Source organism: Tenacibaculum jejuense (assembly GCF_900198195.1).
GTDB lineage: Bacteria > Bacteroidota > Bacteroidia > Flavobacteriales > Flavobacteriaceae > Polaribacter > Polaribacter jejuensis.
Genome location: NZ_LT899436.1, coordinates 4,119,533 through 4,145,421 on the forward strand (window position 1 = coordinate 4,119,533; position 25,889 = coordinate 4,145,421).

Annotated in this window: 21 protein-coding genes; 10 read left to right on the plus strand and 11 right to left on the minus strand. The window is 30.1% G+C overall.

What is annotated here, in order from left to right; translation table 11 throughout:
- Positions 1-122 precede the first annotated feature (122 nt).
- The 3 genes from AQ1685_RS18065 to AQ1685_RS18075 are packed head-to-tail and all read left to right on the plus strand — an operon-like array spanning position 123 to position 3,079.
- Positions 123-1,733 carry a sensor histidine kinase gene (locus tag AQ1685_RS18065; RefSeq protein ID WP_095074451.1) on the plus strand — a complete coding sequence of 537 codons (1,611 nt, stop codon included), beginning with the start codon at positions 123-125 and terminating at the stop codon, positions 1,731-1,733.
- Positions 1,726-2,406: a response regulator transcription factor gene (locus AQ1685_RS18070; protein WP_095074452.1), complete on the plus strand. Its 681-nt coding sequence runs from the start codon at positions 1,726-1,728 to the stop codon at positions 2,404-2,406. Before AQ1685_RS18065 ends, AQ1685_RS18070 begins: the two co-directional genes overlap by 8 nt.
- A gap of 58 nt (positions 2,407-2,464) precedes the next feature.
- Entirely contained in the window at positions 2,465-3,079 is a 615-nt protein-coding gene (locus AQ1685_RS18075) for a deoxynucleoside kinase (RefSeq protein ID WP_095074454.1), read from the plus strand.
- On the opposite strand, the gene AQ1685_RS18080 is transcribed toward AQ1685_RS18075, so the two are convergent.
- Complete coding sequence (locus AQ1685_RS18080) at positions 3,071-3,808, minus strand: TrmH family RNA methyltransferase (RefSeq protein ID WP_095074455.1); 738 nt, start codon at positions 3,806-3,808, stop codon at positions 3,071-3,073. The two genes, AQ1685_RS18075 and AQ1685_RS18080, sit on opposite strands and share 9 nt — an antisense overlap.
- A gap of 70 nt (positions 3,809-3,878) precedes the next feature.
- On the opposite strand from AQ1685_RS18080, the gene tamL reads away from it, so the two are divergent.
- The 3 genes from tamL to accD all read left to right on the plus strand — a co-directional run bounded on the left by tamL (position 3,879) and on the right by accD (position 8,604).
- Positions 3,879-6,359: a translocation and assembly module lipoprotein TamL gene (gene tamL / locus AQ1685_RS18085; RefSeq protein ID WP_095075113.1), complete on the plus strand. Its 2,481-nt coding sequence runs from the start codon at positions 3,879-3,881 to the stop codon at positions 6,357-6,359.
- A gap of 116 nt (positions 6,360-6,475) precedes the next feature.
- Complete coding sequence (gene fbaA, locus AQ1685_RS18090) at positions 6,476-7,534, plus strand: class II fructose-bisphosphate aldolase (protein ID WP_095074457.1); 1,059 nt, start codon at positions 6,476-6,478, stop codon at positions 7,532-7,534.
- A 212-nt stretch (positions 7,535-7,746) separates the two neighbouring features.
- Entirely contained in the window at positions 7,747-8,604 is an 858-nt protein-coding gene (gene accD, locus AQ1685_RS18095; protein WP_095074458.1) for an acetyl-CoA carboxylase, carboxyltransferase subunit beta, read from the plus strand.
- A gap of 55 nt (positions 8,605-8,659) precedes the next feature.
- Here accD and AQ1685_RS18100 read toward each other — a convergent pair whose 3' ends face one another.
- The gene (locus AQ1685_RS18100) at positions 8,660-9,505 is read right to left on the minus strand and encodes a hypothetical protein (RefSeq protein ID WP_095074459.1); all 846 of its coding nucleotides are present in this window, start codon (positions 9,503-9,505) and stop codon (positions 8,660-8,662) included.
- 152 nt (positions 9,506-9,657) lie between these two features.
- Here AQ1685_RS18100 and rpsO point away from each other — a divergent pair, with 152 nt between their 5' ends.
- Both rpsO and AQ1685_RS18110 read left to right on the plus strand, forming a co-directional pair.
- Positions 9,658-9,927, plus strand: a complete 270-nt coding sequence (rpsO, locus tag AQ1685_RS18105; RefSeq protein WP_095074460.1) for a 30S ribosomal protein S15 — start codon at positions 9,658-9,660, stop codon at positions 9,925-9,927.
- A 158-nt stretch (positions 9,928-10,085) separates the two neighbouring features.
- Positions 10,086-12,314 (plus strand): polyribonucleotide nucleotidyltransferase, encoded by a 2,229-nt coding sequence (locus AQ1685_RS18110; protein WP_095074462.1) that lies wholly within the window; start codon positions 10,086-10,088, stop codon positions 12,312-12,314.
- 57 nt (positions 12,315-12,371) lie between these two features.
- Here the strand turns inward: AQ1685_RS18110 and AQ1685_RS18115 are convergent, their stop codons facing one another.
- Positions 12,372-14,510: a T9SS type A sorting domain-containing protein gene (locus AQ1685_RS18115; protein WP_095074463.1), complete on the minus strand. Its 2,139-nt coding sequence runs from the start codon at positions 14,508-14,510 to the stop codon at positions 12,372-12,374.
- A 129-nt stretch (positions 14,511-14,639) separates the two neighbouring features.
- Between AQ1685_RS18115 and folK the strand changes: the two genes are divergently transcribed.
- Positions 14,640-15,770 (plus strand): 2-amino-4-hydroxy-6-hydroxymethyldihydropteridine diphosphokinase, encoded by a 1,131-nt coding sequence (gene folK, locus AQ1685_RS18120; RefSeq protein WP_095075114.1) that lies wholly within the window; start codon positions 14,640-14,642, stop codon positions 15,768-15,770.
- Positions 15,771-15,780: 10 nt separating this feature from the next.
- On the opposite strand, the gene AQ1685_RS18125 is transcribed toward folK, so the two are convergent.
- The 4 genes from AQ1685_RS18125 to gldB all read right to left on the minus strand — a co-directional run bounded on the left by AQ1685_RS18125 (position 15,781) and on the right by gldB (position 18,233).
- Positions 15,781-16,128 carry a hypothetical protein gene (locus tag AQ1685_RS18125; RefSeq protein ID WP_095074465.1) on the minus strand — a complete coding sequence of 116 codons (348 nt, stop codon included), beginning with the start codon at positions 16,126-16,128 and terminating at the stop codon, positions 15,781-15,783.
- Between the two features lie 12 nt (positions 16,129-16,140).
- The gene (locus tag AQ1685_RS18130) at positions 16,141-16,602 is read right to left on the minus strand and encodes a hypothetical protein (RefSeq protein ID WP_095074466.1); all 462 of its coding nucleotides are present in this window, start codon (positions 16,600-16,602) and stop codon (positions 16,141-16,143) included.
- A 332-nt stretch (positions 16,603-16,934) separates the two neighbouring features.
- Positions 16,935-17,273 (minus strand): gliding motility protein GldC, encoded by a 339-nt coding sequence (gene gldC, locus AQ1685_RS18135; RefSeq protein WP_095074468.1) that lies wholly within the window; start codon positions 17,271-17,273, stop codon positions 16,935-16,937.
- Positions 17,274-18,233, minus strand: coding sequence for a gliding motility lipoprotein GldB (gene gldB, locus AQ1685_RS18140; RefSeq protein WP_095074469.1), 960 nt, complete (start codon positions 18,231-18,233; stop codon positions 17,274-17,276).
- Between the two features lie 58 nt (positions 18,234-18,291).
- Here gldB and nadE point away from each other — a divergent pair, with 58 nt between their 5' ends.
- Complete coding sequence (gene nadE, locus AQ1685_RS18145; protein WP_095074471.1) at positions 18,292-19,080, plus strand: NAD(+) synthase; 789 nt, start codon at positions 18,292-18,294, stop codon at positions 19,078-19,080.
- Between the two features lie 316 nt (positions 19,081-19,396).
- Here the strand turns inward: nadE and dnaG are convergent, their stop codons facing one another.
- The 4 genes from dnaG to AQ1685_RS18165 form a co-directional block, all read right to left on the minus strand.
- Positions 19,397-21,421, minus strand: a complete 2,025-nt coding sequence (gene dnaG / locus AQ1685_RS18150; RefSeq protein ID WP_095074472.1) for a DNA primase — start codon at positions 21,419-21,421, stop codon at positions 19,397-19,399.
- Positions 21,422-21,612: 191 nt separating this feature from the next.
- On the minus strand, positions 21,613-22,851 hold the full coding sequence (gene clpX, locus AQ1685_RS18155) for an ATP-dependent Clp protease ATP-binding subunit ClpX (protein ID WP_095074473.1): 1,239 nt from the start codon (positions 22,849-22,851) through the stop codon (positions 21,613-21,615).
- A gap of 25 nt (positions 22,852-22,876) precedes the next feature.
- A complete protein-coding gene (gene clpP, locus AQ1685_RS18160; protein WP_095074475.1) occupies positions 22,877-23,536 on the minus strand; it encodes an ATP-dependent Clp endopeptidase proteolytic subunit ClpP in 660 nt (219 codons plus the stop codon).
- 103 nt (positions 23,537-23,639) lie between these two features.
- Positions 23,640-25,586 (minus strand): tetratricopeptide repeat-containing sensor histidine kinase, encoded by a 1,947-nt coding sequence (locus AQ1685_RS18165; RefSeq protein ID WP_095074476.1) that lies wholly within the window; start codon positions 25,584-25,586, stop codon positions 23,640-23,642.
- Positions 25,587-25,889: the final 303 nt, after the last annotated feature.

A 25,889-nucleotide genomic window follows, 5' to 3' on the forward strand; every position in this document is an offset into this window, starting at 1 on the left:
GAGTTGATTTTTTTTTGTTCTACACTACAAAGATGCTCGCATTATTCATCTTTCTAAGTTAACTAGTGTTAACTAGTGTTAACCGACTTATTTTTATAGAATTAGAAATGTACCTTTGACCTATGAATACGAAAAAACACAATTGGATTCTTTACTTTATTGTAGTAACAATTTTTACTACAATAGCAGTTCAGTTTTATTGGAATTATAAAAATTACCAACAAAATAAACTGAGAGTAATGAATGAAATTCAAATAAGTTTAGATAATGCTATCGAGAAGTATTTTACAGATTTATCTAAGGCGAATCACTTTTCAATTATTACTCCAAAAAACGACTCAAAGAGCTCTGTAAAAGTTGGGAATGTTATGAAAGATATCTTTTTATCGATAGATAATACGAGATATCCAAAAAAAGAGAAAAAAGCAAAAACGAAAGAAGAAGCAAAAGATAGTACAAGTTTAACTTTTCAATCGTTAGTTATCACTACAGATAATTCAAATGAATATAAAAACACAGCTTTTGTTGTAGATAGTTTCTTTAGTAAGAAGAAGAAAAATATTTTAAGTCATGTTCATACAGATAGTATTTATTGTGCCGATAGTGTTAATTGTATTCAAACAACTGGACTTTCTTCAGTGGGAGACAAGATTAAAGTATTTAAAGGAAAAAAAGCAGCTGACAGTTTAAAATTAATTAAAGGAATACAAACTCTTTTTATAGCCATTCAAAATGATACTATGAATCATAGTAAAATTGATACTATTTTAAAAAAAGAACTTGAGAAAAAGCAAATTAGTGTAGATTATTCCTTTGAATATTATAAACAAGACACCATTCATACTTCGTTTGCAACCAAACCAGTACAAACATTTGCAACCATCGAATCTAAATCAACATTTTTGGGTCCTGACAAACGATTCAAAATGAAATATTCTAATCCTTCTGCTGAAGCTTTAAAAAGAAGTTTTACAGGAATATTACTTTCTTTATTATTATCATTAGCTGTAGTATTTAGTTTATTTTATTTACTAAAAATCATTAACGATCAAAAAGAATTAGCTGAAATAAAAAATGATTTAATTAGTAATATTACTCACGAATTTAAAACCCCTATTACAACGGTATCTACAGCATTAGAAGCAATCAATAACTTTAATGCTATAGAAGACAAAGAGAAAACTAAAAAATATGTTTCTATATCAGAAAGTCAAATAAAGAAACTGCATGTGATGGTTGAAAAACTTTTAGAAACAGCAACTCTTGATAGTGAAAAGTTACTACTAAAAGAAGAGGCTGTTGAAATTGTGAGTTTACTTGAAAAACTAAGTAGAAAACATCAATTATTTACCACTAATAAAAAAATAGATTTCATTTCTAACATTGAAGATTTAGTTATTAAAGTAGATGAATTCCATTTAGAAAATGCTATTTCTAATTTAATCGATAATGCTATAAAATACGGCGGTGACAAAATTCAGTTTGAGTTTAAATCTACATCAAAAGATCTTCAGATTACTGTAACCGACAACGGAAAAGGAATAGACAAAAACCAACAAGATAAAATTTTTGATAAATTTTATAGAGTTCCTAAAGGAAATACACACGACGTAAAAGGTTTTGGAATTGGTTTATATTATACTAAAAAAATCATTGAAAAACACAATGGTACTATTCAATTACATTCAATTCCTGGACAAACAACTTTTAAAATAACTATGTCTTATGAGTAAAAAGATAAAACTATTATTGGCTGAAGATGAACCTAGCTTAGGTCAAATCGTTAAAGAAAGTTTAGAAACTAGAAATTTTGAAGTTTTTCATGCAATGAATGGTGAAGAAGCGTATGAATTATATTCCAAAGAATCTCCTGAAATTTTAGTTCTTGACGTGATGATGCCAAAAAAAGATGGTTTCACTTTAGCCAAAGAAATTAGGGAAGAAAACAATAGTATTCCAATTATATTTCTAACTGCTAAATCTCAAACTAAAGACGTTATCGATGGTTTTCAACATGGTGGGAACGATTACTTGAAAAAGCCATTTTCTATGGAAGAATTAATTGTGAGAGTGCATAGTTTATTAGATCGAATTAATTTAAAAAAGAATTTAGAGAAAATAATTATTGGAGATTACACCTTTAATTATGAGAAACAAAAATTATACTTTAATGATGAAGCTGAATTGTTAACGCATAGAGAAAGTGAATTGCTATTTTACCTAACTGAAAAGAAAAATGAAATTTTAGATCGTTCATTTATATTGAAAAAATTATGGGGAGACGATGATTTTTTTAATGCACGAAGTATGGATGTATTTATCTCTAAATTAAGAAAAAGACTAAAAAAAGATCCTAAAGTTGAAATTATTAATGTTCGAGGTTATGGATATAAATTAACCTACTAATGTTAAAATAATCGAAGAATAATATGTAATTTTGATCCCATCTAAAAACTAGGATCGAATGCATGTAGCTATAGCAGGAAATATAGGGGCTGGTAAAACTACACTTACTAAATTATTAGCAAAACATTACAATTGGCAACCACATTTTGAATCGGTAGATGAGAACCCTTATCTTGATGATTTTTATGGAGAAATGGAACGTTGGTCGTTCAATTTGCAAGTATACTTCCTGAACAGCAGATTTCGTCAAATTTTAGATTTAAGACAATCAGGAAAAAATGTAATCCAAGATAGAACCATCTACGAAGATGCACACATTTTTGCTCCAAACTTACATGCAATGGGATTAATGACAAATAGAGATTTTAGTAATTATTCATCTCTATTCGAATTAATGGAAAACTTGGTAAACCCACCTGATTTATTAATTTATTTACGTGCAGATATTTCTACTTTAGTAGGACAAATTCACAAAAGAGGACGTGATTATGAAAGTTCTATCAGTATCGATTATTTAAGTAGATTAAATGAAAGATATGAAGCTTGGATTAGTACTTACAATAAGGGGAAATTACTAGTGATTGAAGTAGATAAATTAGATTTTGTCGATAATCCTGAAGATTTAGGATATATTATCGACAGAATTGATGCTCAAATTAACGGTTTATTCTAAATTCCTTTTAAACTCACTAATTAATATTGCTGTAGCTGTAGCTACATTTAAACTTTCCGTTTGGTTAATTTTTCCAAAACGCGGTATTGTTAGTTTATTTTGTATGATTTCTCTAATTGATTTGGAGATACCATTTGCTTCATTCCCCATAACTAAAACAGCATTTTGTGGCAATTTAGTAGTGTAAACATTTTCGCCTTCCATATCTGCTACAAACGAAGGCAAATCTGTTGAAGTTAAATATTCTTCTAAATCTTCGTAAGAAATATGCACTCTACTAATAGATCCCATTGTAGATTGAATTACTTTCTGATTATAACAATCTACTGTATCTGTGGAACAAACTAATTTTTGAATTCCAAACCAATCACATAAACGGATTATTGTTCCCAAATTACCAGGATCGTTAATTGCATCTAAAGCAACGATCAAACCTTCATCTTCGACTTCATTTACTTCAGGAATATGAAAAACACCTAAAACCTTATTTGGTGTTTTTAACGCAGTTATTTTCTTTAGTTCAGTTTCAGAAATAAGCGTTCTTATCTTCGTATATTGCTCATCTAACACATAATCTTCAGTAGCAAAAATTGAATTTACTTTTAAATTAGATGACAACAGTTCATTAACCACTTTTACACCTTCTGCTATAAAAAGTTGATTAATTTTTCTATATTTTTTTTGTCTTAAACTATTGATTAACTTAATTTGGTTTTTTGATAAGCTCATTGGCAGTTTTTTAACAGCTCTTAATTGTAAAAATGGTATTTTTGACAATTCAATTCGACGTGTAAAGTTAATGAAAAAACACAGTTTTTATTTTTTATTACTCTTATTTTTTAGTGCTTGTAGCACAATTAAACACGTTCCCGAAAACGAATTATTACTTACTAAAAACACCATATTTGTAGATAGTGTTAAGCAAAAAGACGAACGTTTAAACAGTTTATTACTACAACAAAGAAATGCCAGAGCTATTGGATTACCACTGTCACTTTACTTTTATAATTTAGGAAACCCTAAAGGCTCTAGAGATGTTGAAGAATGGGAGAAAAATCACCCTAAATGGTACCATCTGTTCAAAGATATTTTTTCCGAAAAACAAAGTATAGCTGTAGCAAATACATTTATTGGATTAAATAATTGGTATTTAAATAATGGGCAAGCTCCTATTATTATTAATGATAAAAAAACTAGAAAAACTGCTGAAAAACTTTTAGCATATTATACTACTGAAGGATATTTTAGAGCTAAAGTTTCTTTTAGAAAAGATACCGTTGGAAGGAAAAAAGGAACATTAACATATTACATAGATAAAGGAAAACCTTCATTTTTAAATTCTATTTCAACAGATATAAAATCTCCAGTTTTAGATTCAATATACCAACAACATTCGAAAAAAAACTTTTTAAAAAAAGGAGAGCAGTACAAAGACGAAAATTTCATTAAAGAAGCCGACCGAATTGTAAAACTTTTTAGAAATAGTGGAGTATACAATTTTAATGAAAACTCTTTATCATTTGAAGCAGACACTTTAAAAAACTATCAAAAAGCTGATGTAAAAATTGAAATTGAAGACGAACTGATTGAAAAAAATGGAAAATACATTTCTAAACCTTTTAAAATACAGAAAATCAAAAATATAAATATTGTTACTGATTATTCGTATGCCAAACGAAATGAACCTTATTATAATCAGGCTCAATTTAAAGGGATTAATTTCTTATCTCACGATAAATTAAAATACAACCCTAAACATTTATCTCAGTCAATCTTCATCAAACCAAATCAAGTTTATACTGACTCTTTAAGACAATTAACACAATTACACTTAAGAGGTTTAAAAAACTTTAAAACCACATCTATCCGATACAAATCTTTAAATGATGAAGAACTTGAAGCTAATATTTTTTTAACACCAAAAGAAAAATATTCTATTGGAGCCGATTTAGAATTATCTAGATCTAATATTCGAAACTTTGATATCTCAGGTAAATTTTCAATAACCAATAGAAATACTTTCAAAGGAGCAGAAATTTTTCAACTTTCTTTTCAAGGAGGTTTTTTTAACTCAACGAATGGTCCAGGTTGGGAAGTTGGTGGAAATTTATCATTAGAAGTACCTCGTTTTATGGCTCCTTTTGGTTTTCATAGACTTGTTCCTAAACGAATGCAACCCAGAACTATTTTTAATACCGGTTTAAGTATTCAAAAAAATATTGCTTTAGATAAGCAAAATATATCTGTAGGTATAGATTACAGATGGCAATTCAATAAAAAGAAATCGATTCAATTAGAGCTTTTAAATGCTCAATATATTAGAAACTTAAATGTTGGAAATTATTTCAATATATATGGTTCTGAATATGCTAAACTTGAAGAAGTAGTTGAAATTTTCGATTCAAATTTCGATTTACCTGAACCTGCTCCAGAAAATAATGACGCTATAGTTGATAAGATGAGAGAAATATCTTTGGATGATAACTTTAGGACGGCAAACCCTGAAGCATTTAAAGATAATTTAAATATTTTAAACCGCTACAACATCATTACATCTGATTTCTTGATTCCTGAAATAGCCTATACTTTCACCTATAATAATCAAGAAAGTATTAAAGATTCTAACTTCTCATATTTCCGAATTAGATTCGCTAATTCTGGAAATGTAATGGGATTACTATCTAATCAAACCAATAGTAACGGACAAACTACTGTTTTTAAAATTCCTATTGCAGAATATTTTAAAACGGATATTGAATACAAAAAATACTGGAACTTAGGAGAGAACAATGTTTTAGCTCATCGTACTTTCTTAGGAGCTATAGTTACTTATAATGACTCTAGTATTCCATTTTCAAGAAGTTATTTTGCAGGAGGATCAAATGATATTAGAGCTTGGCAAACTTATGATCTTGGACCTGGTAGAAGAGCTCCTGGATTAGAGTACAATATTGGTAGTTTAAAGTTCTTATCCTCTCTTGAATATCGTTTTGATATTGCAGGTAGTTTAAAAAGTGCTATATTTTTAGACGTTGGTAATATTTGGGATATCACAAACTCTTCATTAGTTGACGCAGAATCTAGATTTCAAGGATTAAAATCATTTACTGATATGGCCGTAGGAACTGGATTTGGAGTTCGCTATGATTTTAAATTCTTAGTTGCTCGTTTAGATCTTGGTTTTAAAGTTAGAGAACCTTATTTAACAGATAAAAGATGGTTTCAAAACACCAATTTTGCAAATTCTGTATTTAATATTGGAATTAATTATCCTTTCTAAAAAGCAAACCAACTAAAACGTAATCGTAATCTAACTTTTGTTTTCCAACTTTTAAAACAAAAATTATGTAGTTTTGTTTCCATTGAAATTACAACACAAACTAAAAAGACAAAAAAATGATAAAACCTGGAGTTGCTACTGGACGCGAAGTTCAAGAGATTTTTAAATTAGCAAAAGAGAAGGCTTTCGCTTTACCAGCTGTAAATGTAGTAGGATCTAACTCTATTAACACTGTTTTAGAAACTGCAAAAGAAGTTAATTCTCCTGTAATTATTCAATTCTCAAATGGAGGAGCGCAATTCAACGCAGGAAAAGGATTGTCTAATGAAGATCAAAAATCAGCAATAGCTGGAGCTGTAGCTGGAGCAAAACACATTCATTTAATGGCTGAAGCTTATGGTGTTCCTGTAATTTTACATACAGATCACGCAGCTAAGAAATTATTACCTTGGATTGATGGATTATTAGACGCTAGTGAAAAGCATTTTGAAGAGACTGGAAAATCTTTATTCAGTTCTCATATGATCGATTTATCTGAAGAACCATTAGAAGAAAACATCGAAATTTGTAAAGAATACTTAGCTCGTATGAGTAAAATGGGTATGACCTTAGAAATAGAATTAGGAATTACTGGTGGTGAAGAAGATGGTGTAGATAATACTGATGTTGATAGCTCTAAATTATATACACAACCTGAAGAAGTAGCTTATGCTTACGAAGAGTTATTAAAAGTAAGTGATCAATTTACAATTGCTGCTGCATTTGGAAATGTACACGGAGTTTACAAACCAGGTAATGTAAAATTAACTCCAAAAATCTTAAAGAATTCTCAAGAATATATTTCTGAAAAATATAATGTCCCTGCAAATACAATTGATTTTGTATTCCATGGAGGTTCTGGTTCTACTTTAGAAGAAATTCGTGAAGCAATTGGTTACGGTGTAATTAAAATGAATATTGACACAGATTTACAATATGCTTTTAATGAAGGGATTCGTGATTACATGAAGAAAAATGCTGACTATTTAGCAACACAAATTGGTAATCCTGATGGAGATGATATTCCTAACAAAAAATACTACGATCCTCGTAAATGGCTTAGAGAAGGAGAATTAACATTCAAAACTCGCTTAAAACAAGCTTTCGAAGATTTAAATAGCATAAATACTTTATAGTAGCTTTTACAAGTTATAACCAACTTTACACAAAAGAGTCTCTTAAATTTTAAGAGGCTTTTTTACTATATAAAAAACTCAAAACCAAACCATTATTAATTTTAATTTAAAAAGAATACTCAGTAATTAAAAAACTTTTACATTTGTAGACTAACCTATCCCTAAATAAGGGTAAGTTTTTTAAACTGACACTAAACAAACAAAACTAGATTATGGCTTGGTTTAAACGAAAAGATAAAGGGATTCATACCCCAACCGAAGAAAAGAAAGACACACCAAAAGGCTTGTGGTATAAGACGCCTAGCGGTAAAATTATTGATACTGAAGAATTAAGAAGAAACTTATATGTAAGTCCAGAAGATGGATATCATGTGAGAGTTGGAAGTAGAGAATACTTTGAATTATTCTTTGACAACAATGAATTCACAGAACTTAATGAAAAGTTAGTTGCCAAAGATCCTTTAAAGTTTGAAGACACTAAAAAATATCCAGACAGATTAAAAAATGCTCAAGAAAAAACAGGATTAAAAGATGCTGTTAGAACTGCAGTTGGTAAATCTCAAGGAAAAGATTTAGTTATCGCTTGTATGGATTTCGCTTTTATTGGAGGTTCTATGGGAAGTGTAGTAGGAGAAAAAATAGCTCGTGCTATCGATTATTCTATTCAAAACAATATTCCTTTCTTAATGGTATCTAAATCTGGTGGAGCTCGTATGATGGAAGCTTCATTATCGTTAATGCAATTGGTAAAAACATCGGCGAAGTTGGCTCAATTAGCAGATGCTAAAATTCCATATGTATCTTTATGTACAGATCCAACTACCGGAGGAACAACTGCTTCTTTTGCAATGTTAGGAGATATAAATATTGCAGAACCTAATGCGTTAATTGCATTCGCTGGTCCTCGTGTTGTAAAAGATACTACTGGTAAAGAATTACCAGAAGGTTTCCAACGTTCTGAATTTGTTTTAGAACACGGTTTCTTAGATGGTATTTACGAACGTAAAGATTTAAAGAAGCAAGTAAACTTATACTTAGATTTAATACAAAATCAGCCTGTAAGAGCTTAATAAAATAAAAAGACCAGCATAATGCTGGTCTTTTTTTATCCCAAATAAATCCTAATTATCTTCTTCTTAGCATTATTTCTCTTGATTCTCCAGCACTATTAGTTACTGTAGCTATATTGTCACAAGTACCATCTCCAAAATCTAAAGTATAAGCAACTCCATTTTTTGTAATTTCTGTAACCCCACTTACTATGAATTTACAAGCGTACTCTCTTCTTAATTTTTCTGTAATATTTCCAGTAAACTCATTCCCTAGTTTATTTACAAACTTCCAACTACCTGAAATTAAATACACATCATCTCTTCTAGTTAATGTATCGTCACCTGCTATCTTTTCTCTTACTCTGGTTCCTTCTAAACTTACAGTTTCTCCAGTAGCTAATGTTACAGAAATATTTACCGCATGCGTTGCTTCTTTATTTCCATTACCATTATCTTTTACTTTTACTACAGACTTAGATCCTTCAATCGCATTACCATCTACAGAGAAATTATCGAAACTAACTTCTTTAGAATAACCTATATCTGTTTTTTGATATACAATAACTATTTTACCTGATAATTCTTTACCTCTTGGTCCTGTGCAATTATCTCCAAAATCTAGTGTAATTGTTAATGTTTCTGATGTTGGATCAGCTTCAACTGTTCTAGTTACACAATCAGCTACACTACTACTTGAACTATCTGTGCTTCTACCTAATAAATTAAAATCGATATCATCGTCTTCTAAAATATTATCGATATCAGAAGTAATATCATCTGCTACCACTACATCTTGAATATCTTCTGTACTTAATTCTGCAGAATCATTCATGGTAACTCCCTCTTCATCAGAACATGACATAAAAACCATAGCTCCTAGCAACATCATTAATCCGAATTTTAAAACTTTCGCTGTCATAATTAATAGTATTTAAAAGTTAATCTGATTCTTGGACTTAACATTAAGGAAAAGGTTTAATAAACTTTAATTATTTTTTTAGGAAAATTAGTTGTACTTTTGCCACTTCAATGAAAATTTTGATACATTAAAATCATTTAAACAATATTGGTATGTATTTAACTAAAGAAGTAAAGGAGCAAATTTTTGCAAAGCACGGTAAAGACGGAAAAGATACTGGAACAGCTGAGGGACAGATCGCGTTATTTACTCACAGAATTAACCACTTAACTGAGCACTTAAAGAAAAATCGTAAAGATTTTAACACAGAGCGCTCTCTAGTGAAAATGGTAGGTAAGCGTAGAAGTTTACTTGACTATTTAAAGAAGAAAGATATCAACAGATATCGTGCAATCATCAAGGAATTAGGAATTAGAAAATAATACCTATCTAAAAGAGGCTGGAATTTTCAGCCTCTTTTTTTATTATCTTAGCGAAAGTTGTTTTAACTTTTTAAACTTAAAACTTCCATTGAAATAACAACAACACACACACAACACAACTACAACTAACAACGTAATTTATTTGAAAAAAACACTTTATGATTCCAAAAGTATTTAGCCAAGTTATTGAACTTGGAGATGGAAGAACCATTACCTTAGAGACAGGAAAGTTAGCAAAACAAGCAGATGGTTCTGTTGTTGTAAGTATGGGAGATACCATGATTTTAGCTACTGTAGTTTCGGCAAGAGAAGCTAATCCTGGAATTGACTTTTTACCACTTACCGTAGACTATAGAGAGAAATTTGCCGCAGCGGGTAGATACCCAGGTGGTTTTATGAAACGTGAAGCTAGACCAAGCAACGAAGAAATTCTTACAATGCGTTTAGTAGACAGGGTATTACGTCCATTATTCCCAAAAGATTATCATGCAGAAACTCAGGTGATGATGCAATTAATGTCTCATGATCCAGAAGTTATGCCAGATGCTTTAGCTGGTTTAGCTGCATCAACTGCAATTCAATTATCTGATATTCCTTTTGAAGCTCCTATTTCTGAAGTAAGAGTTGTAAGAGTAAACGGAGAATTTATTATTAACCCTAGTCCTGCTCAATTAAAAGAAGCTGATATCGACTTAATGGTTGGTGCTTCTAAAGACTTCGTTGCGATGGTAGAAGGTGAAATGGATGAAGTTTCAGAAGAAGAAATGGCAGATGCTATTCGTGTAGCACATGAAGCTATCAAGTTACAATGTGAAGCACAAGAAGCATTAGTAAGTCAGGTAGGTAAAAAAGAAACTCGTGAATACGAGGCTGCTGTTACTGATGAAGAGTTAGAAGAAAAAATTAAAGCTGCAGCTTACGATAAATGTTACGAAATTGCTAAAAAAGGAACTTCTAAAAAAGAAAGAGGTCAAGCTTTTTCTGAAGTAAAAGACGAAGTTTTAGCTTTATTTTCTGAAGAGGAATTAGAAGAAAAAGGAGATTTAATCTCTAAGTATTTCAGTAAAGCTCACAAAGCAGCAGTTCGTGATTTAACATTAAATGAAGGTTTACGTTTAGATGGACGTACAACTACAGATATAAGACCGATTTGGTGTGAAGTAGATTATTTACCAAGAACTCATGGTTCATCTATCTTTACACGTGGAGAAACTCAAGCATTAGCAACAGTCACTTTAGGTACTTCTAGAGATGCTAATATGATTGATTCTCCAACAATTCAAGATGAAGAGCGTTTTTATTTACACTATAACTTCCCTCCATTTTCAACTGGAGAAGCTCGTCCAATTCGTGGAACTTCTCGTCGTGAAATAGGACACGGAAACTTAGCACAAAGAGCTTTAAAAGGTATGGTTCCTGAAGATTGTCCATATACTGTTCGTGTGGTTTCTGAAGTTTTAGAAAGTAACGGATCGTCTTCTATGGCAACAGTTTGTTCTGGTACAATGGCATTAATGGATGCTGGAGTTCAGCTTAAAAAACCAGTTTCTGGTATTGCTATGGGATTAATCTCTGATGGTGATCGTTATGCCGTTTTATCTGATATCTTAGGTGATGAAGATCATTTAGGTGATATGGATTTTAAGGTAACAGGAACTGCTGATGGAATTACTGCTTGTCAGATGGATATTAAGATTAAAGGTTTATCGTATGAAATCTTAGTAAATGCATTAAAACAAGCTCGTGATGGTCGTTTACATATCTTAGAAAAATTAACAGATACAATTGCAACTCCAAATACTTCAGTAAAAGCTCACGCTCCAAAAATGGTTACTGTTCGTATTGCAGGAGATTATATTGGTGCTATGATTGGACCTGGTGGTAAACATATTCAAGAATTACAAAAGGAAACAGAAACTACTATTGTAATTAATGAAGATGAAGTTACTGAAGAAGGAATTGTAGAAATTTTAGGTACAAGCCAAGAAGGTATTGATAAAGTTTTAGAGCGAGTTAAAGCGATTACTTTTAAACCTGAAAAAGGAAGTGTTTACGAAACTAAAGTGATTAAGATTTTAGAATTTGGTGCTGTAGTTGAATATACAGAAGCTCCTGGTAATGAAGTTTTATTACACATTTCTGAATTAGCTTGGGAACGCACTAAAGATGTTAACGATGTAGTAAAAATCGGTGACATTATTGATGTGAAGTACTTTGGTGTAGATCCTAAAACTCGTAAAGAGAAAGTATCTAGAAAAGCTTTATTACCAAAGCCTGAAGGATATGTTTCTAAACCAAGAAATAACGACAACAAAGGTAGAGATAATCGTAACCGTGATAATCGCAGAGACGATAGAAAACCTAGAACAGAAAAGAAAGAAAGTTAATTTTCTATTCTTACAAATAAAAAAAATCGTCAATAAATTGACGATTTTTTTTTGCTCTTATTTCTTTACTAATATCTTATTACTGATTCCATCTGGTAGAATCACTTTTACTAGATAATTTCCTGTGGTTAAAGTTGAAATTGGTATCGTCACTTTTCCATCAATCACTTTTTCTTCAATATCAAACGATTCAACTTTATTTCCTAACATTGAATATATCTCAATTGATGAATTGCTGAAGTCTAGAGAATTCTTAAAACTCACATTTAATATATCATGAGCAGGATTCGGATACATAATTTCAATAGCATCATCTTTAACTATATCTTCTGAACTTAAAGTACTTCCTGTATCTTCAATAGCATATACTCCAGCTGTCCAAGCAGTACCATTATACTCGTAAGCTCCCAAATCTGGAGCTGTTCCGTTAAATGATTTTGCAAAACCAGAAACCACCACACCTTTATCTACTACTAAACCAGTTTCAGTAGGAAGAAAATTTTGTGCATCAGCATCTACAAAAGGAGAAGCAGCACTAATTAAATTATCTTTTACATCAAAACCAGTTTCATCAAACCAATCGCCTACGTTAGAGTAGTTATTATAAACTCTGTTATTCTTTTGTTCATAACCGTTAACCCAAGAAGCCATAGCTTGACCACAATTCCATAATGTATTATGAAAAAAATCTAAATTCCAATTTGCCCAATTTACTTGATAACCAGACCATGACACATTCCACACTACATTATGATGTACTACATATCCTTTACTATTATTATCTAAATAAATTCCTGCAGCTTTTGTTCCTGCATAAGTTGGTGGTTTAGAATCGTGAAACCAATTATGATGTACTTCAGTTCCTTTTAAATCATTATTTCCTACTGTGTAAAACACACCAGAATCTGCATTAATTAGTTGTGATTTAGAAACATCGTTATATGCGACTTCACAAGTATTTCCACTAACATAAATCCCATCTCTTCCAGAATTGAAAACTCTGTTTTTTAATATTTTCACGTTATTGGCAGTAGATCTAATTGGAGTAGCATGAATTCCTAGATAATCAATATTAGAAATCGTATTCTTTTCAATAATAGAATTATGTGCTCCCGCCCAATTCTGAATTGAAATTCCGTTAGCCGAACTGTGATTTATTCTACAATTTCTCACAATTGTACTCGGACCTAAAACTTCAATAGCAGACTCACCTACTCCAGCGGAAGTACTTGCTAAATTATCGAAACCTTCACTTCCATGGATTACTTCATTATTTTCGAAAACATTAAAGTCTCCTCTAATTTTTACACTTCCTCCGAAAAACTTAATTCCTTCAATTTTAATGTAATTACCTCTTAATTCTGCAGTAAATTTATGTGTAGCATATTCTACAGTATCATCATTAGGTTTTGAACCATCTGCTGTTTGAAAATATAATGTTTTAGCACTTTCATCATAATACCATTCTCTAGCATAATCTAAAGCCTCTAGCTTATTAAATAAATATAATTGACCTCTATGTCCGTTTCTTAAAATAGTTGGATTGTGTGGATCAAAAGGCCATTTGGTAATATCTACACCTCCATGTTCAACTCTCGTTGTTGTACTACTTGTAATTCTTCTTGTCCAACTCGTTCCAGAATGTCCTCCAATGTAATACACTAAACCACCAGTCCAATCAAAATCTGGAACTTCGGTTAACGTAAAAAAGTTGTTTCCTCCACTTTCTATAAACTTACAATCTACTGTAAATCTATTATTGTCTTCATTATTTGGCCATCTTGCCAAATCCATATGAGCTTGGTTATGATATACATTTCTAAATCTTTCTTCAATAAACATATCTACAGATGTCTTATAAATATTTCCTGAATGTAATTGCCAACCATTGATAAAAGTAGTTGCTTTTATAGTTACATTTTCTCCGTCTGCAGCTTTAAATGTCAAATAATTTCCTGCTGCTCCATTTTTATTCACAGATAATTGTTCTTCATAAACACCTCCGCGAATAATACAAGTGCTACCAGGAGACATTACCGATACAGCTTTATTAAATGTTTTAAAAGGATTACTTTCTGTTCCTGTATTACTGTCATCTCCATTTGTTGCTACATAATATGTATTTTGAGCAAATAACAATAAGTTAGGAATGGTAAAAAGTAATACAAAAACTAGTTTAGTTTTGTTGATTTTCATGATTTTAGGGATTGATTATACTAGCAAACGTCGTCACAATTTTTTTAGTGTACACTGTTTAAAAAAACAACTTAAAAATTTAAATTAATCCTATAAGGTTTTGTTTCTTTGCCTAACGAAATAAAGGCATTGAGAATACAACGTATTACATATTTATCATTAGGTACTAATCAAGGAAATAAGACTGAAAATCTTCAAAATGCAATTGATTTAATTGCTGAAGAAGTCGGTTCTATTTTAAAAATTGCTTCTATTTATGAAACTGCTTCTTGGGGTTTTGATAGCAACGATTTTTATAACACGTGTATTAAAGTTTCTACGTATTTACCACCTGAACAACTTATTCAGAAACTTTTATGGATAGAAAAGGAATTGGGAAGAGTTAGAAAAACTTCTGATTCTTATGCTGATCGATTAATTGATTTGGATGTATTATTATTTGAGGATGAAATTATTTTTACTCCAGAATTAATTGTTCCACATCCTAGAATGTTGGATCGTAAATTTGCCTTAGCTCCACTTGCTGAAATCGCTAAAAATGTAATTCATCCTATAGCTAAAAAACAAATAGTGAACTGTTTAAAAGAATGTTCAGATACTTCTGAAATTAAACAGTTAGATATTGTTTTAGAAAGACCAATTCCTATTTCTGAACAATACAATTACATTGCTATTGAGGGAAATATTGGTGCAGGAAAAACGACTTTAGCTACTATGATTTCTAATGATTTTAATGCTAAAATTGTTTTAGAACGTTTTGCTGATAATCCGTTTTTACCAAAATTTTACGAAGATCAGGAGCGTTATGCTTTTCCTTTAGAAATGAGTTTTTTGGCTGATCGCTATCAACAACTTTCTGATGATTTAGCTCAATTTGATTTGTTTAAAAACTTTGTAATTTCTGATTATTACATTTTCAAATCATTGATTTTTGCTCAAGTTACTTTACAAAATGATGAGTATAAATTATATCGAAAAATGTTTGATCTTATGTATAAGGAAATTGTAAAGCCAGATTTGTATGTGTATTTGTATCAGAATACAGATCGATTATTGCAGAATATAGAGAAACGTGGGCGTGAATACGAGCAAAATATTGAAGCTTCTTATTTAGAGAAAATTCATGATGGTTACAGTAACTTTATAAAAACACAGCAAAATTTAAATATTTTAGTGATAGATGTTTCTGAGTTAGACTTTGTACAAAATAAAGAAGACTATAAAACTATCATAAAAAAAATCAAGGAATACCGTCCTTGATTATATTAAGTTATTTAATCTCAACTGTATCTTTTTTAAGAATCACTGTAATATCTTTATTTGGAGGAATTCCTTTGGAATAATAACCAAACGAATATATTTGATTAGAATAAGTTTCATCAGTTTTTAACATCATTATTCCATCAGTTTTAGTTTTAAGCTCATTAAAATCGATGAAAAAACTTTGTGATTCTCCTTCGTTAATTTTCTCCAATAACTCTGAACTAAAACCTGTTTCAATACTAATATTTTCTAAAGTTTTTCCACTTTCATTAATAACATGTATTGTTGTACCGTTTTTACAAGAGAAACAAAACCCAATTAAAATAATCAATAAATAATATTTTATACTTTTCATAGCTGTAATTCTTTAATTCTTATTCTTTATTAGTTTAAAATTGACTTCAGTATTTTTTAATTCTATAAAATTATCCTCAAAATTTAAAATTTTATACGCTTGAATATCTCCCTTAATTGCCTTCGGGTGATAAAATCCTTGTGATTCGCTGTTGCTCATGTAAATTTCTAAAATATAATTTCTATCAGCTCTTAATACTAATATTTGTTTATCTAAAAATTCACCATCTATAAAAACCTCAACTTTGTCTTTGTAATGTCCTTTTTTTAAAACTAATGTTCTATTTCCATCTTTATCTTCATTTGCATCTACGAACTCTTTTTGCTCATTTAAATAATAAATCATTACATTTTTTAATGGTTCTTCTTCAAGATTATACACATTAAACTCTAAAGTAATTGAATCTTTTTCATTAAAATAGCTTTTCGATTTAAAATAACTATTCTCTTTAAGTGATGTTAAATTATAGTTCAAAAAGAGACTATCATTTTTTATTTTATAATTTCCTTTTCCTTTTGATGAAACTCCTAAATCACCACCTTTTTGAAAGGTAAAAACTCCACCTTTAAAAAATTCATACTTCTCATAACTAAATAAAATATCTCTGAGATAAACTCCTTCTTAAGTTTTCTGAGCATTAATTTTATAAAAACCAATTAAAAAGGTTATGTATAAAAACGATTTTATTCTCATCTTTTTTTAATAACAACTAAAATATAGATTTATTACAAAACAAAAGTGCGGGTAAACCACACTTTTAATGTGGTTTATCCGCACTTTATATACTTTAAAATTAAGTCTGAGACTTACTTTTTAATCAGCTCTAATTTTTCTGCGAAATAATCACAGAAATCACGCATAGTTGCGCCCATTTTAGTATCGTCTGTAGCACGTTCAAAAGTATCTGCCATAGAAACTAAAGTTTGATGAAAAAACTGCTTCATTTCATCTACAGGCATATCTTTTGTCCATAAATCCATACGCAATGTATCTTTTTTCTTATGATCCCATACAGACAACATAACAGCTTTAGATTCTGCTTCTTTTATGCCTCCATCTTCAGCGTTCCATGTAATCTCTTCAGGAACTCTATTTTCGTCTAATGCTATTTTAAATTTTATTTCAGAAGTATGTGCTATTGCCATTTATTTACGCTTAGGTTTGTACTTTGATTTTTTAAAAATTTCGTCTCCTCTTTTTGATAAAAGTTCCTGCAAAGATACGTCATTATTTTGCATGTAAGAACGAACTATTTGCCATCCTACCCAAGCTCCAATTCTACCTGGAGATAAATTATCTTCTCCTAAATAAAATTTAGAAAAAGGAGCAATATCTAAAAAGCGTTTGTTCAATTTACTATCAGTACTATATAATAAATCTCGCTCTATAAAATACTTCCAAATATCTTCTTCGCTATTTACTGCCCAGTCAAACTTTTCAGATGCGTAACCTATTTTTTCTTTATCTGAAATGTTAGGCAAATATCTATCGAGCAAATACAACTTTTTACCCTCGTAAATCATTTTATTAATAAAACTTCGCTCGGTATTTGGTGGTAATTGCACATTGACTATTGCATTTGCTGCATCTACTATAATATGATCTTCTGTATTATTTTGTTTTACATACTGCGGATAATCATTATAAAACTCATGCGATGCTCCTAAATAACAATCTAAAGAAATCAACATAAAATCACCATTATAAACAACTCTATTATCATAATCTATATTTGTTAGCATCGTAATTACAACTGGTGCTACAAACTTTTTGTTGTAATATGTAACATGCTGAAATAATGATTTTAATCTTTGAACCTGTGATGTAAAATCTGCATATTTCTTTTGAACTTCTGCAAAAAGCTCTTGTTCATCTTTATTTTGAATTTTATTTACCCAAACAGAATCGTTATTATGAGGAAAAAGTAATGGATACTTTTCTTTCACCTTTGACAAGGTTTTTTCAGTAGCTGTGTAAAAATCGATATCAAATCGATACAGCTTAGAATCTACTGTAATTTTAGACACATCTACTTTAAATTTTTCTTCTTTTTTACAAGATAATATTATGAATCCTACAATAAAAAGGCATATAATTTTACGCATGAAATCGCTATCTTTACGTTTAAAATATTAAACTTCGAATTTACTAAAATCGTATAACATGAATACACCTAAAGTTGCTGAACATATTACTAGCTGGTTAAAAGATTATGCTGAAAATGCGAAAGTAAAAGGATTTGTAGTTGGTGTTTCTGGAGGAATCGACTCTGCTGTAACATCATCTTTATGTGCCAGTACCGGATTACCAACTTTATGTGTAGAAATGCCAATTCACCAAGCACAAAGTCAAGTAAATCGTGCACAAGAGCATATTGCACAATTAAAAGAACGTTTTTCTAATGTTTCTGAAGCTAGAGTTAATTTAACATCTACTTTTGAAGATTTTAAAACCGTAACTCCAGAAGTTGAACAATCTGCTCAATTAGATTTAGCTTTGGCAAATACACGAGCACGTTTACGTATGACTACTTTATACTATTTTGCTGGTTTACATGGATTATTAGTAGCTGGAACTGGTAATAAAGTAGAGGATTTTGGTGTTGGTTTCTACACAAAATATGGTGATGGAGGCGTAGATTTAAGTCCGATTGCTGATTTAGTAAAATCTGAAGTATATGCTTTAGGTGAATATTTAAAAGTACCAGAATCTATTCAAAAAGCACAACCTACAGACGGACTTTTTGGTGATAGCAGAACAGATGAAGATCAAATAGGAGCTTCTTATGATGAATTAGAATGGGCAATGAAAATGCAAGATGCAGGTAAAAAAGCCGATGATTTTTCTGGTAGAGAAAAAGAAGTATTCAGTATTTACATTCGATTAAATACAATTAATCAACATAAAATGATTCCAATTCCAGTTTGTGAAATTCCAAATGAATTAAAATAGAAATTCATTTCTGTACAACTAACTGTTTTAAAACACATAAAAATAAAAAACCATATAAAAATATATGGTTTTTTTGTTTTTTACTGATTACCAAACTACAATAAGTTAGCTGAAATCATTAATTGTTTAATTTTTTTATACGCTTTTTTCTTGTGTCCATTTGAAATTTGAAATGGTAGTTCAATGAACAACACGATCAATTGACCAATTTGGAGCAATTTTCTCATAGTTTTATAGATTTATTTCTGATTCTTTTTGTTTCTGTTTCTTTTCTTTCGGACTACGAATATATAAAAAAATGTTAAAAATCAAAAAGTTATATCACTCTACTGAGCTTTTCATACAGTAATTTTTTAAGCTCAATATAATTTACAACCTCTTCTTTAAGTTCATTTAAATTTTTCAAACTAGAATCATTATCCTCTTCTTCTTGGTGTGCATTCGATATTTCAGAAACCTGTTTCATAATATCTTTTAATTTATTCTCTACTAGAGATCTCCTTAAATTTAAAATAACATCAGTTACTAATTTAGGCAACTTTTCATCTTCATCTTTAAGAATTATATCTTTTCTAGCCCAGTCGCTTAGCTGGTATTTCTCTTCATCCATAAGGATATTGGTAACCAACGTAGAAACATCTGAGTTTTCACTAACAATAAGCTTGTCTATGATGATTTTTTCGTCTTGATTGAGCTGATGTATAATTTCATAATAAACCTTTCTAAAAATCTCATTAGAGAACTCTATTTCGTCTTCTTGTAAGTTTAAATATAGTTCGTTAGAAACCGTATTGATGTATTCTTCTTTTTCTAATATAGGTCGCCCATATTTATCATGAGCATTTACCCAGTTTATAAACTCTACCTCTTTATTTCCATGTAAAAGTAAAATCTTTATGATCTCTTTTTCATAAATTAAAAGACTATCTATTTTAGATTTTTTAGAGCTTTCCCTTACAGGTTGCATTTGTGGTTTAACAGAAGTTTGATTTCTATTTCTTTCTGTTCTGGCTCCACCAACACTTGCGCCTTTATTTATTAATTGTGCTAATTCACTAAATAGTACTTGCTCGGAAATATCCATAATACGAGCACATTCTTGCACATACACTTCTCTTTGAATTCCATCTGGAATTTTAGAAATACTCGTAACAATATCTCGTATTAAACCTGCTTTTTTTACAGGATCATTCTGAGCGTCTTTAATTAATAAAGATACCTTGAAGTCAATAAAATCTTGTGCACTTTCTTCTAGGTATTTTTTTAACTCTGCATCGGAATGTGATTTTGCAAAACTGTCTGGATCTTCACCTTCAGGAAAAGTAACTACTTTTACATTCATTCCTTGCTCAAGAATAAGATCGATACCACGTAAAGAAGCTCTAATACCAGCAGCATCTCCATCGAAAAGTACTGTAATATTGTTTGTTAATCGATTAACCAATCGAATTTGTTCTGGAGTTAATGCTGTACCAGAAGAAGCCACAACATTTTCTATTCCAGACTGATGAAAAGAAATTACATCGGTATATCCTTCTACAAGAAAACAATTGTCTTGTTTCGCGATTTCTTTCTTAGCATGATAAATACCATATAGAATTTTACTCTTATGGTAAATATCACTCTCTGGAGAGTTTAAATATTTAGCAGCTTTTTTATCGTTAGTTAAAATTCTTCCTCCAAAACCAAGTATTCTCCCAGACATACTATGGATTGGAAACATAACTCTTCCTTTAAATCTATCGAAAGTTCTTACTTTTTCTCCACCATCCTTTACAATGGTTAACCCGGTAGATTTTAAATACTTTAAATCATAGCCTTTAGCTAAAGCTGCTTTTGTGAAATTATCCCATTCATCTTTACAATAACCTAAATCAAACTTTTGAATGGTATCTTCTCTGAAACCACGTTCTTTAAAGTACGAAAGTCCAATTGCCCGACCTTTTTGGGTATTCATTAAAACATCGTGAAAATAATCTTTGGCAAATTTTGAAACCAGAAACATGCTTTCCCGTTCATTCATTTGCTCTTTTTGTTCATCACTCTGTTCAGTTTCTTCAATTTCTATATTGTACTTTTTCGCTAACCAACGAATTGCTTCAGGATAAGTAAAGTGTTCGTGTTCCATTAAAAATGAAATTGAATTCCCTCCTTTTCCAGTACTAAAATCTTTCCATATTTGTTTTACAGGTGATACCATAAAAGAAGGTGTTCTTTCATCTGTAAATGGACTTAGTCCTTTGAAATTACTTCCTGCTTTTTTTAATTGTACAAACTCACCTATCACCTCCTCTACTCGAGCGGATTCAAAAACTTTTTCTATGGTTTGTTGGGTAATCATTTATAAAAATTGAAGCGCAAATATAGTTCTGTTCTTCAATGAAAACTAATATTTATACTATTCAAATTTAATAAAACCTTATTTAACAAACTTTTTAAACAGTTTAAAAATCAGATTTAAAGACTTTTAACAAAAAAAGCATTGAGTTTAACTCAATGCTTTTTTTACTTTATAGAATAGAAAATATTTTTCTAAGACGCAGCTTTTAATTTCTGTAGCGCCTTTTTAGTTAGCTTTTCTTCAGCATAATCTCTAGTAACTTCAAATTCACTAGTTTCTGAACCAGGTAATTCAAACATAGCATCTGTAAGAATTGCTTCACATAAAGATCTTAAACCTCTAGCTCCTAGCTTATACTCTACTGCCATATCTACGATATACTGTAATGCATCTTCTGTCATAGAAAACTCTACATCATCCATTGCAAATAATTTCGTGTATTGCTTAATAATTGAGTTTTTAGGCTCTGTAAGTATAGCTCTTAATGTTTTAGCATCTAAAGGATTCATATAGCTTAAAACAGGTAAACGACCAATGATTTCTGGAATCAATCCAAACGATTTTAAATCTGCTGGAATAATGTATTGTAATAAATTATCCTCATCAATTTTATCTTCATCAATTGAAGCGCTATATCCAACAGCTTGCATGTTTAATCGCTTACTAATAATTCTGTCTATTCCTGAAAAAGCACCTCCAGCTACAAATAAAATATCTTTTGTATTTACTTGTATAAATTTTTGTTCTGGATGTTTTCTTCCTCCTTTTGGAGCTACATTTACAATTGCTCCTTCAAGTAGCTTTAACAAGGCTTGCTGCACTCCTTCACCAGAAACGTCTCTAGTAATTGATGGATTATCTCCTTTACGAGCAATCTTATCAATTTCATCAATAAAAACAATTCCTCTTTCTGCTTTCTCTACATCATAATCAGCAGCTTGTAATAATCTACTTAAGATACTTTCTACATCTTCACCTACATATCCAGCTTGTGTTAATACCGTTGCATCTACTATTGCAAAAGGAACATTTAACATTCTAGCAATTGTTCTAGCTACCAATGTTTTTCCTGTTCCTGTTTCTCCAACTAATACTATATTAGATTTTTCGATTTCTACTCCATCGTTTGGAGACTTAGACTGTAGTAATCTTTTATAATGATTGTATACTGCTACAGACATCGCTTTTTTTGTTTGCTCTTGTCCAACAATATACTCGTCTAAAAAAGATTTTATTTCTATAGGTTTTTTTAAGATTAGATCATTAGAGAGACTTGTTGTTTTTGCTTCTGCAATCTCCTCCTGCACTATACCGTAAGCTTGTACAATACATCTATCACAGATATGAGCATCCATACCTGCTATTAATAAATCTGTTTCTGCTTTCTTGCGTCCACAAAACGAACATTCTAAATTTTGATCTTGTGACATATTTTATTTTCTATTTTAGCTTAGCTTATTTTCTGCTAAGTACTTCATCTATCATTCCGTATTCTTTCGCTTCGTCTGCTTTCATCCAATAATCACGATCAGAATCTTCATGAACTTTATCAAAAGGTTGGCCTGAATGGTTAGAAATAATATTGTAAAGTTCTGTTTTTAACTTTCCTATTTCTTTTACTGTAATCTCCATATCAGAAGCTTGACCTTGAGCTCCTCCTAAAGGTTGGTGAATCATTATTCTTGAATGAGGTAACGCAGAACGTTTACCTTTCTCTCCTGCACACATTAAAACTGCTCCCATAGAAGCTGCCATACCGGTACAAATTGTAGCTACATCTGGCTTAATAAATTGCATTGTATCATAAATTCCTAAACCAGCATAAACTCCTCCTCCTGGAGAATTTATGTATATTGAAATATCTTTGTTTGAATCTACACTTTCTAAGAATAATAACTGTGCTTGAATCACATTTGCAATTTGATCATTTATTCCTGTTCCTAAGAAAATAATACGATCCATCATTAAACGTGAAAAAACGTCCATTTGTGCAACATTTAATTGACGCTCTTCAATGATATATGGAGTTAAACTACTTGTGATTTTATTGTAATAGGCACTACTGATACCGTGGTGTTTAGTAGCATACTTTTCAAATTCTTTTCCGTAATCCATTATATAAGATTTGTTTTAAAGTTACAAACGTTAAAGATACAAAGATTTTTTTGTTAAAAAACAGTTTATCTCTTTATTAAACAATGAAATGAAAAACAGAAAATTATACTACTTCTTGTACAATATAAATGTCTTTATCGAATGTAATTCTAAATAAACTACCTCTTTTTGGATGCGAATCTATAATCTGATTTCCAGACAATTGCTCTACTCTATCCTTAATGTTTTTTAACCCAATTCCTTTTTCTACTGTATTAACATCAAATCCTTTTCCGTCGTCTTCGTAAGTTAAATAAATTTTATCTTCTACAATTTCTAAATTGATATCTATTGAAGTTGCATTTGCATGCTTAATTGTATTGGAAATCAATTCTTGAAGTATCGCAAAAATTTCACTTTGCAGGTATTTATCTATGTTATTTATAATCTCTGTATCTGACGCTGTAAAATTGATATTTAAATCAGAAATTTTATCAATATTACTAATATATTCATTCAATACTTCTGAATAATCATTCTGTCTTATTTTTCTAGGCAACAGATTGTGTGACAATTCTCTTACTTGCTCATAAGTATCACTAAGATCATTTTTAATTTTTTGAAGTTTTTTTGAATCTTCAGACAAGTCTTCAAACTGCAATTTTATTGCTGCCATATTATTTCCTATGGAATCATGTAAACCTTTTGCTAATCTTTTTCGCTCTGCATCTTGACCTTCAATAGCTGCTTTAACCAATTCTAATTCTTGCTTTTTCATTAAGTTTTTTACTTTCTGATAATTAAAAGCTTCTTGAGTTTCATTTAGAATCTTCTGAGTTTTTAAACGTTGAAAATAAAATCTTAAGAGCATTAAAATTGCTATTATAATCAAAATCGAAGTTCCTAAAATAATGTTTCTAATCATAGCTTGTTGAGCTATTTCTTGATCCTTAAATTCTTGCTCTTTTCTCAGTAAAACTATTTCTTTTTCCTTTTCTAAAGTTTCGAATTTAACTTCTAATTCATTTATCTCTTTTTCTCGCTGTAACTTATTTATTGAATCTTTAAGAGTGATATATTTTTCAGAATACTGAAACGCTTCTTGGTATAACTTTTCTCCCTCTTTTATTTTTCGTAGAAAACCATAAGAATCTAATTCATCTTTTAAATTACCTTTCTTTTTATAATCTTCTAAGAGAGGAATCAATAGACTTTCAGCTTTTTTATAATTTCCATTTTTAACATAAACTTCAATTAAATATTCGTTAGCTTGTCTTTCTTGATTGTAATACCCTAATTTTTTACTTTCACTAATAATATTTTTTAATTCATTTATACCTTCTGTCTCTTTCCCAATTTTCAGTAAGTTGTGTGCTATATTAAGTTTTAAAGTTAATTCAAAATATAAATTACCTTTTAACTGTGATAAAGCTTTATGATAATATTCGTTGGACTTTTTATAATCTTTAAAAGCTGTTGCATATATATTCCCTATAGAAGAATTACACATCATTTTCACTCTATCTTGCGGACTTTTTGATCCTTTTTCATAGAATTCTAAAGCTTTTTCATGTTCTCGATTCATATAGTATAAATTCCCTAAGTTTACTATAAAACCGTAATAATTATTCATGTCGCCCCATTCCTCTGCTTTTTGAATTCCATCTATATAGAGTTTTTTAGCTTTATCTATTATTCCTTTAGCAAAGTAGCCTGTTGCTAAATTCATACTTCCCATAATGTATCGCTTTCTCTTAATTGAATCAGTAGAGAAATTCTTGTATGTTAATGTTTTTTCTGCATAATAAATTGCTGAATCTAGACTACGCATTTTAGAAAAATAAGAAGAAATTAAACTTGTAGCCAAAGATTTTCCTGAATCAGAATTTCCTTCTTTCATCAATTTTAAAGCTTTTGTATACGCTTCTTTTTCTTTACTTTCTTTAAAAAAAAGATTACTTATCTCATTCATAGACTTTCTATCTTTTTCTTCTAGAAGTTTCAAATCTGTATTTTGAGAGAAACTAGTCCAAACACTTAAAAAAGTTATTATTAGGGATATTTTTTTCATAATTATTCATTAACAGCTCTAGCGCAGATAAAAAACGTAAAAAAACTTTATTTAACATGTATTATTATGTTATTAAAAGATATTTTTTCGACAAAAATTGATTTTTACCACTAAAAAATATTCTTCTTTATCAAATTTCACTGTTTTCAGGGATGTAAAGTTTTTTATTCCTCTGTAATTTTATTCTCGTTAAGAGTAATCCTCCAGTAAACAAAAAGCTTTTTATTCTTAAAAAGAGATACATTCTAAGCATGAAATACAATATAACGAGGGGAATAACGGGAACAAATAAAATCGTTGTGG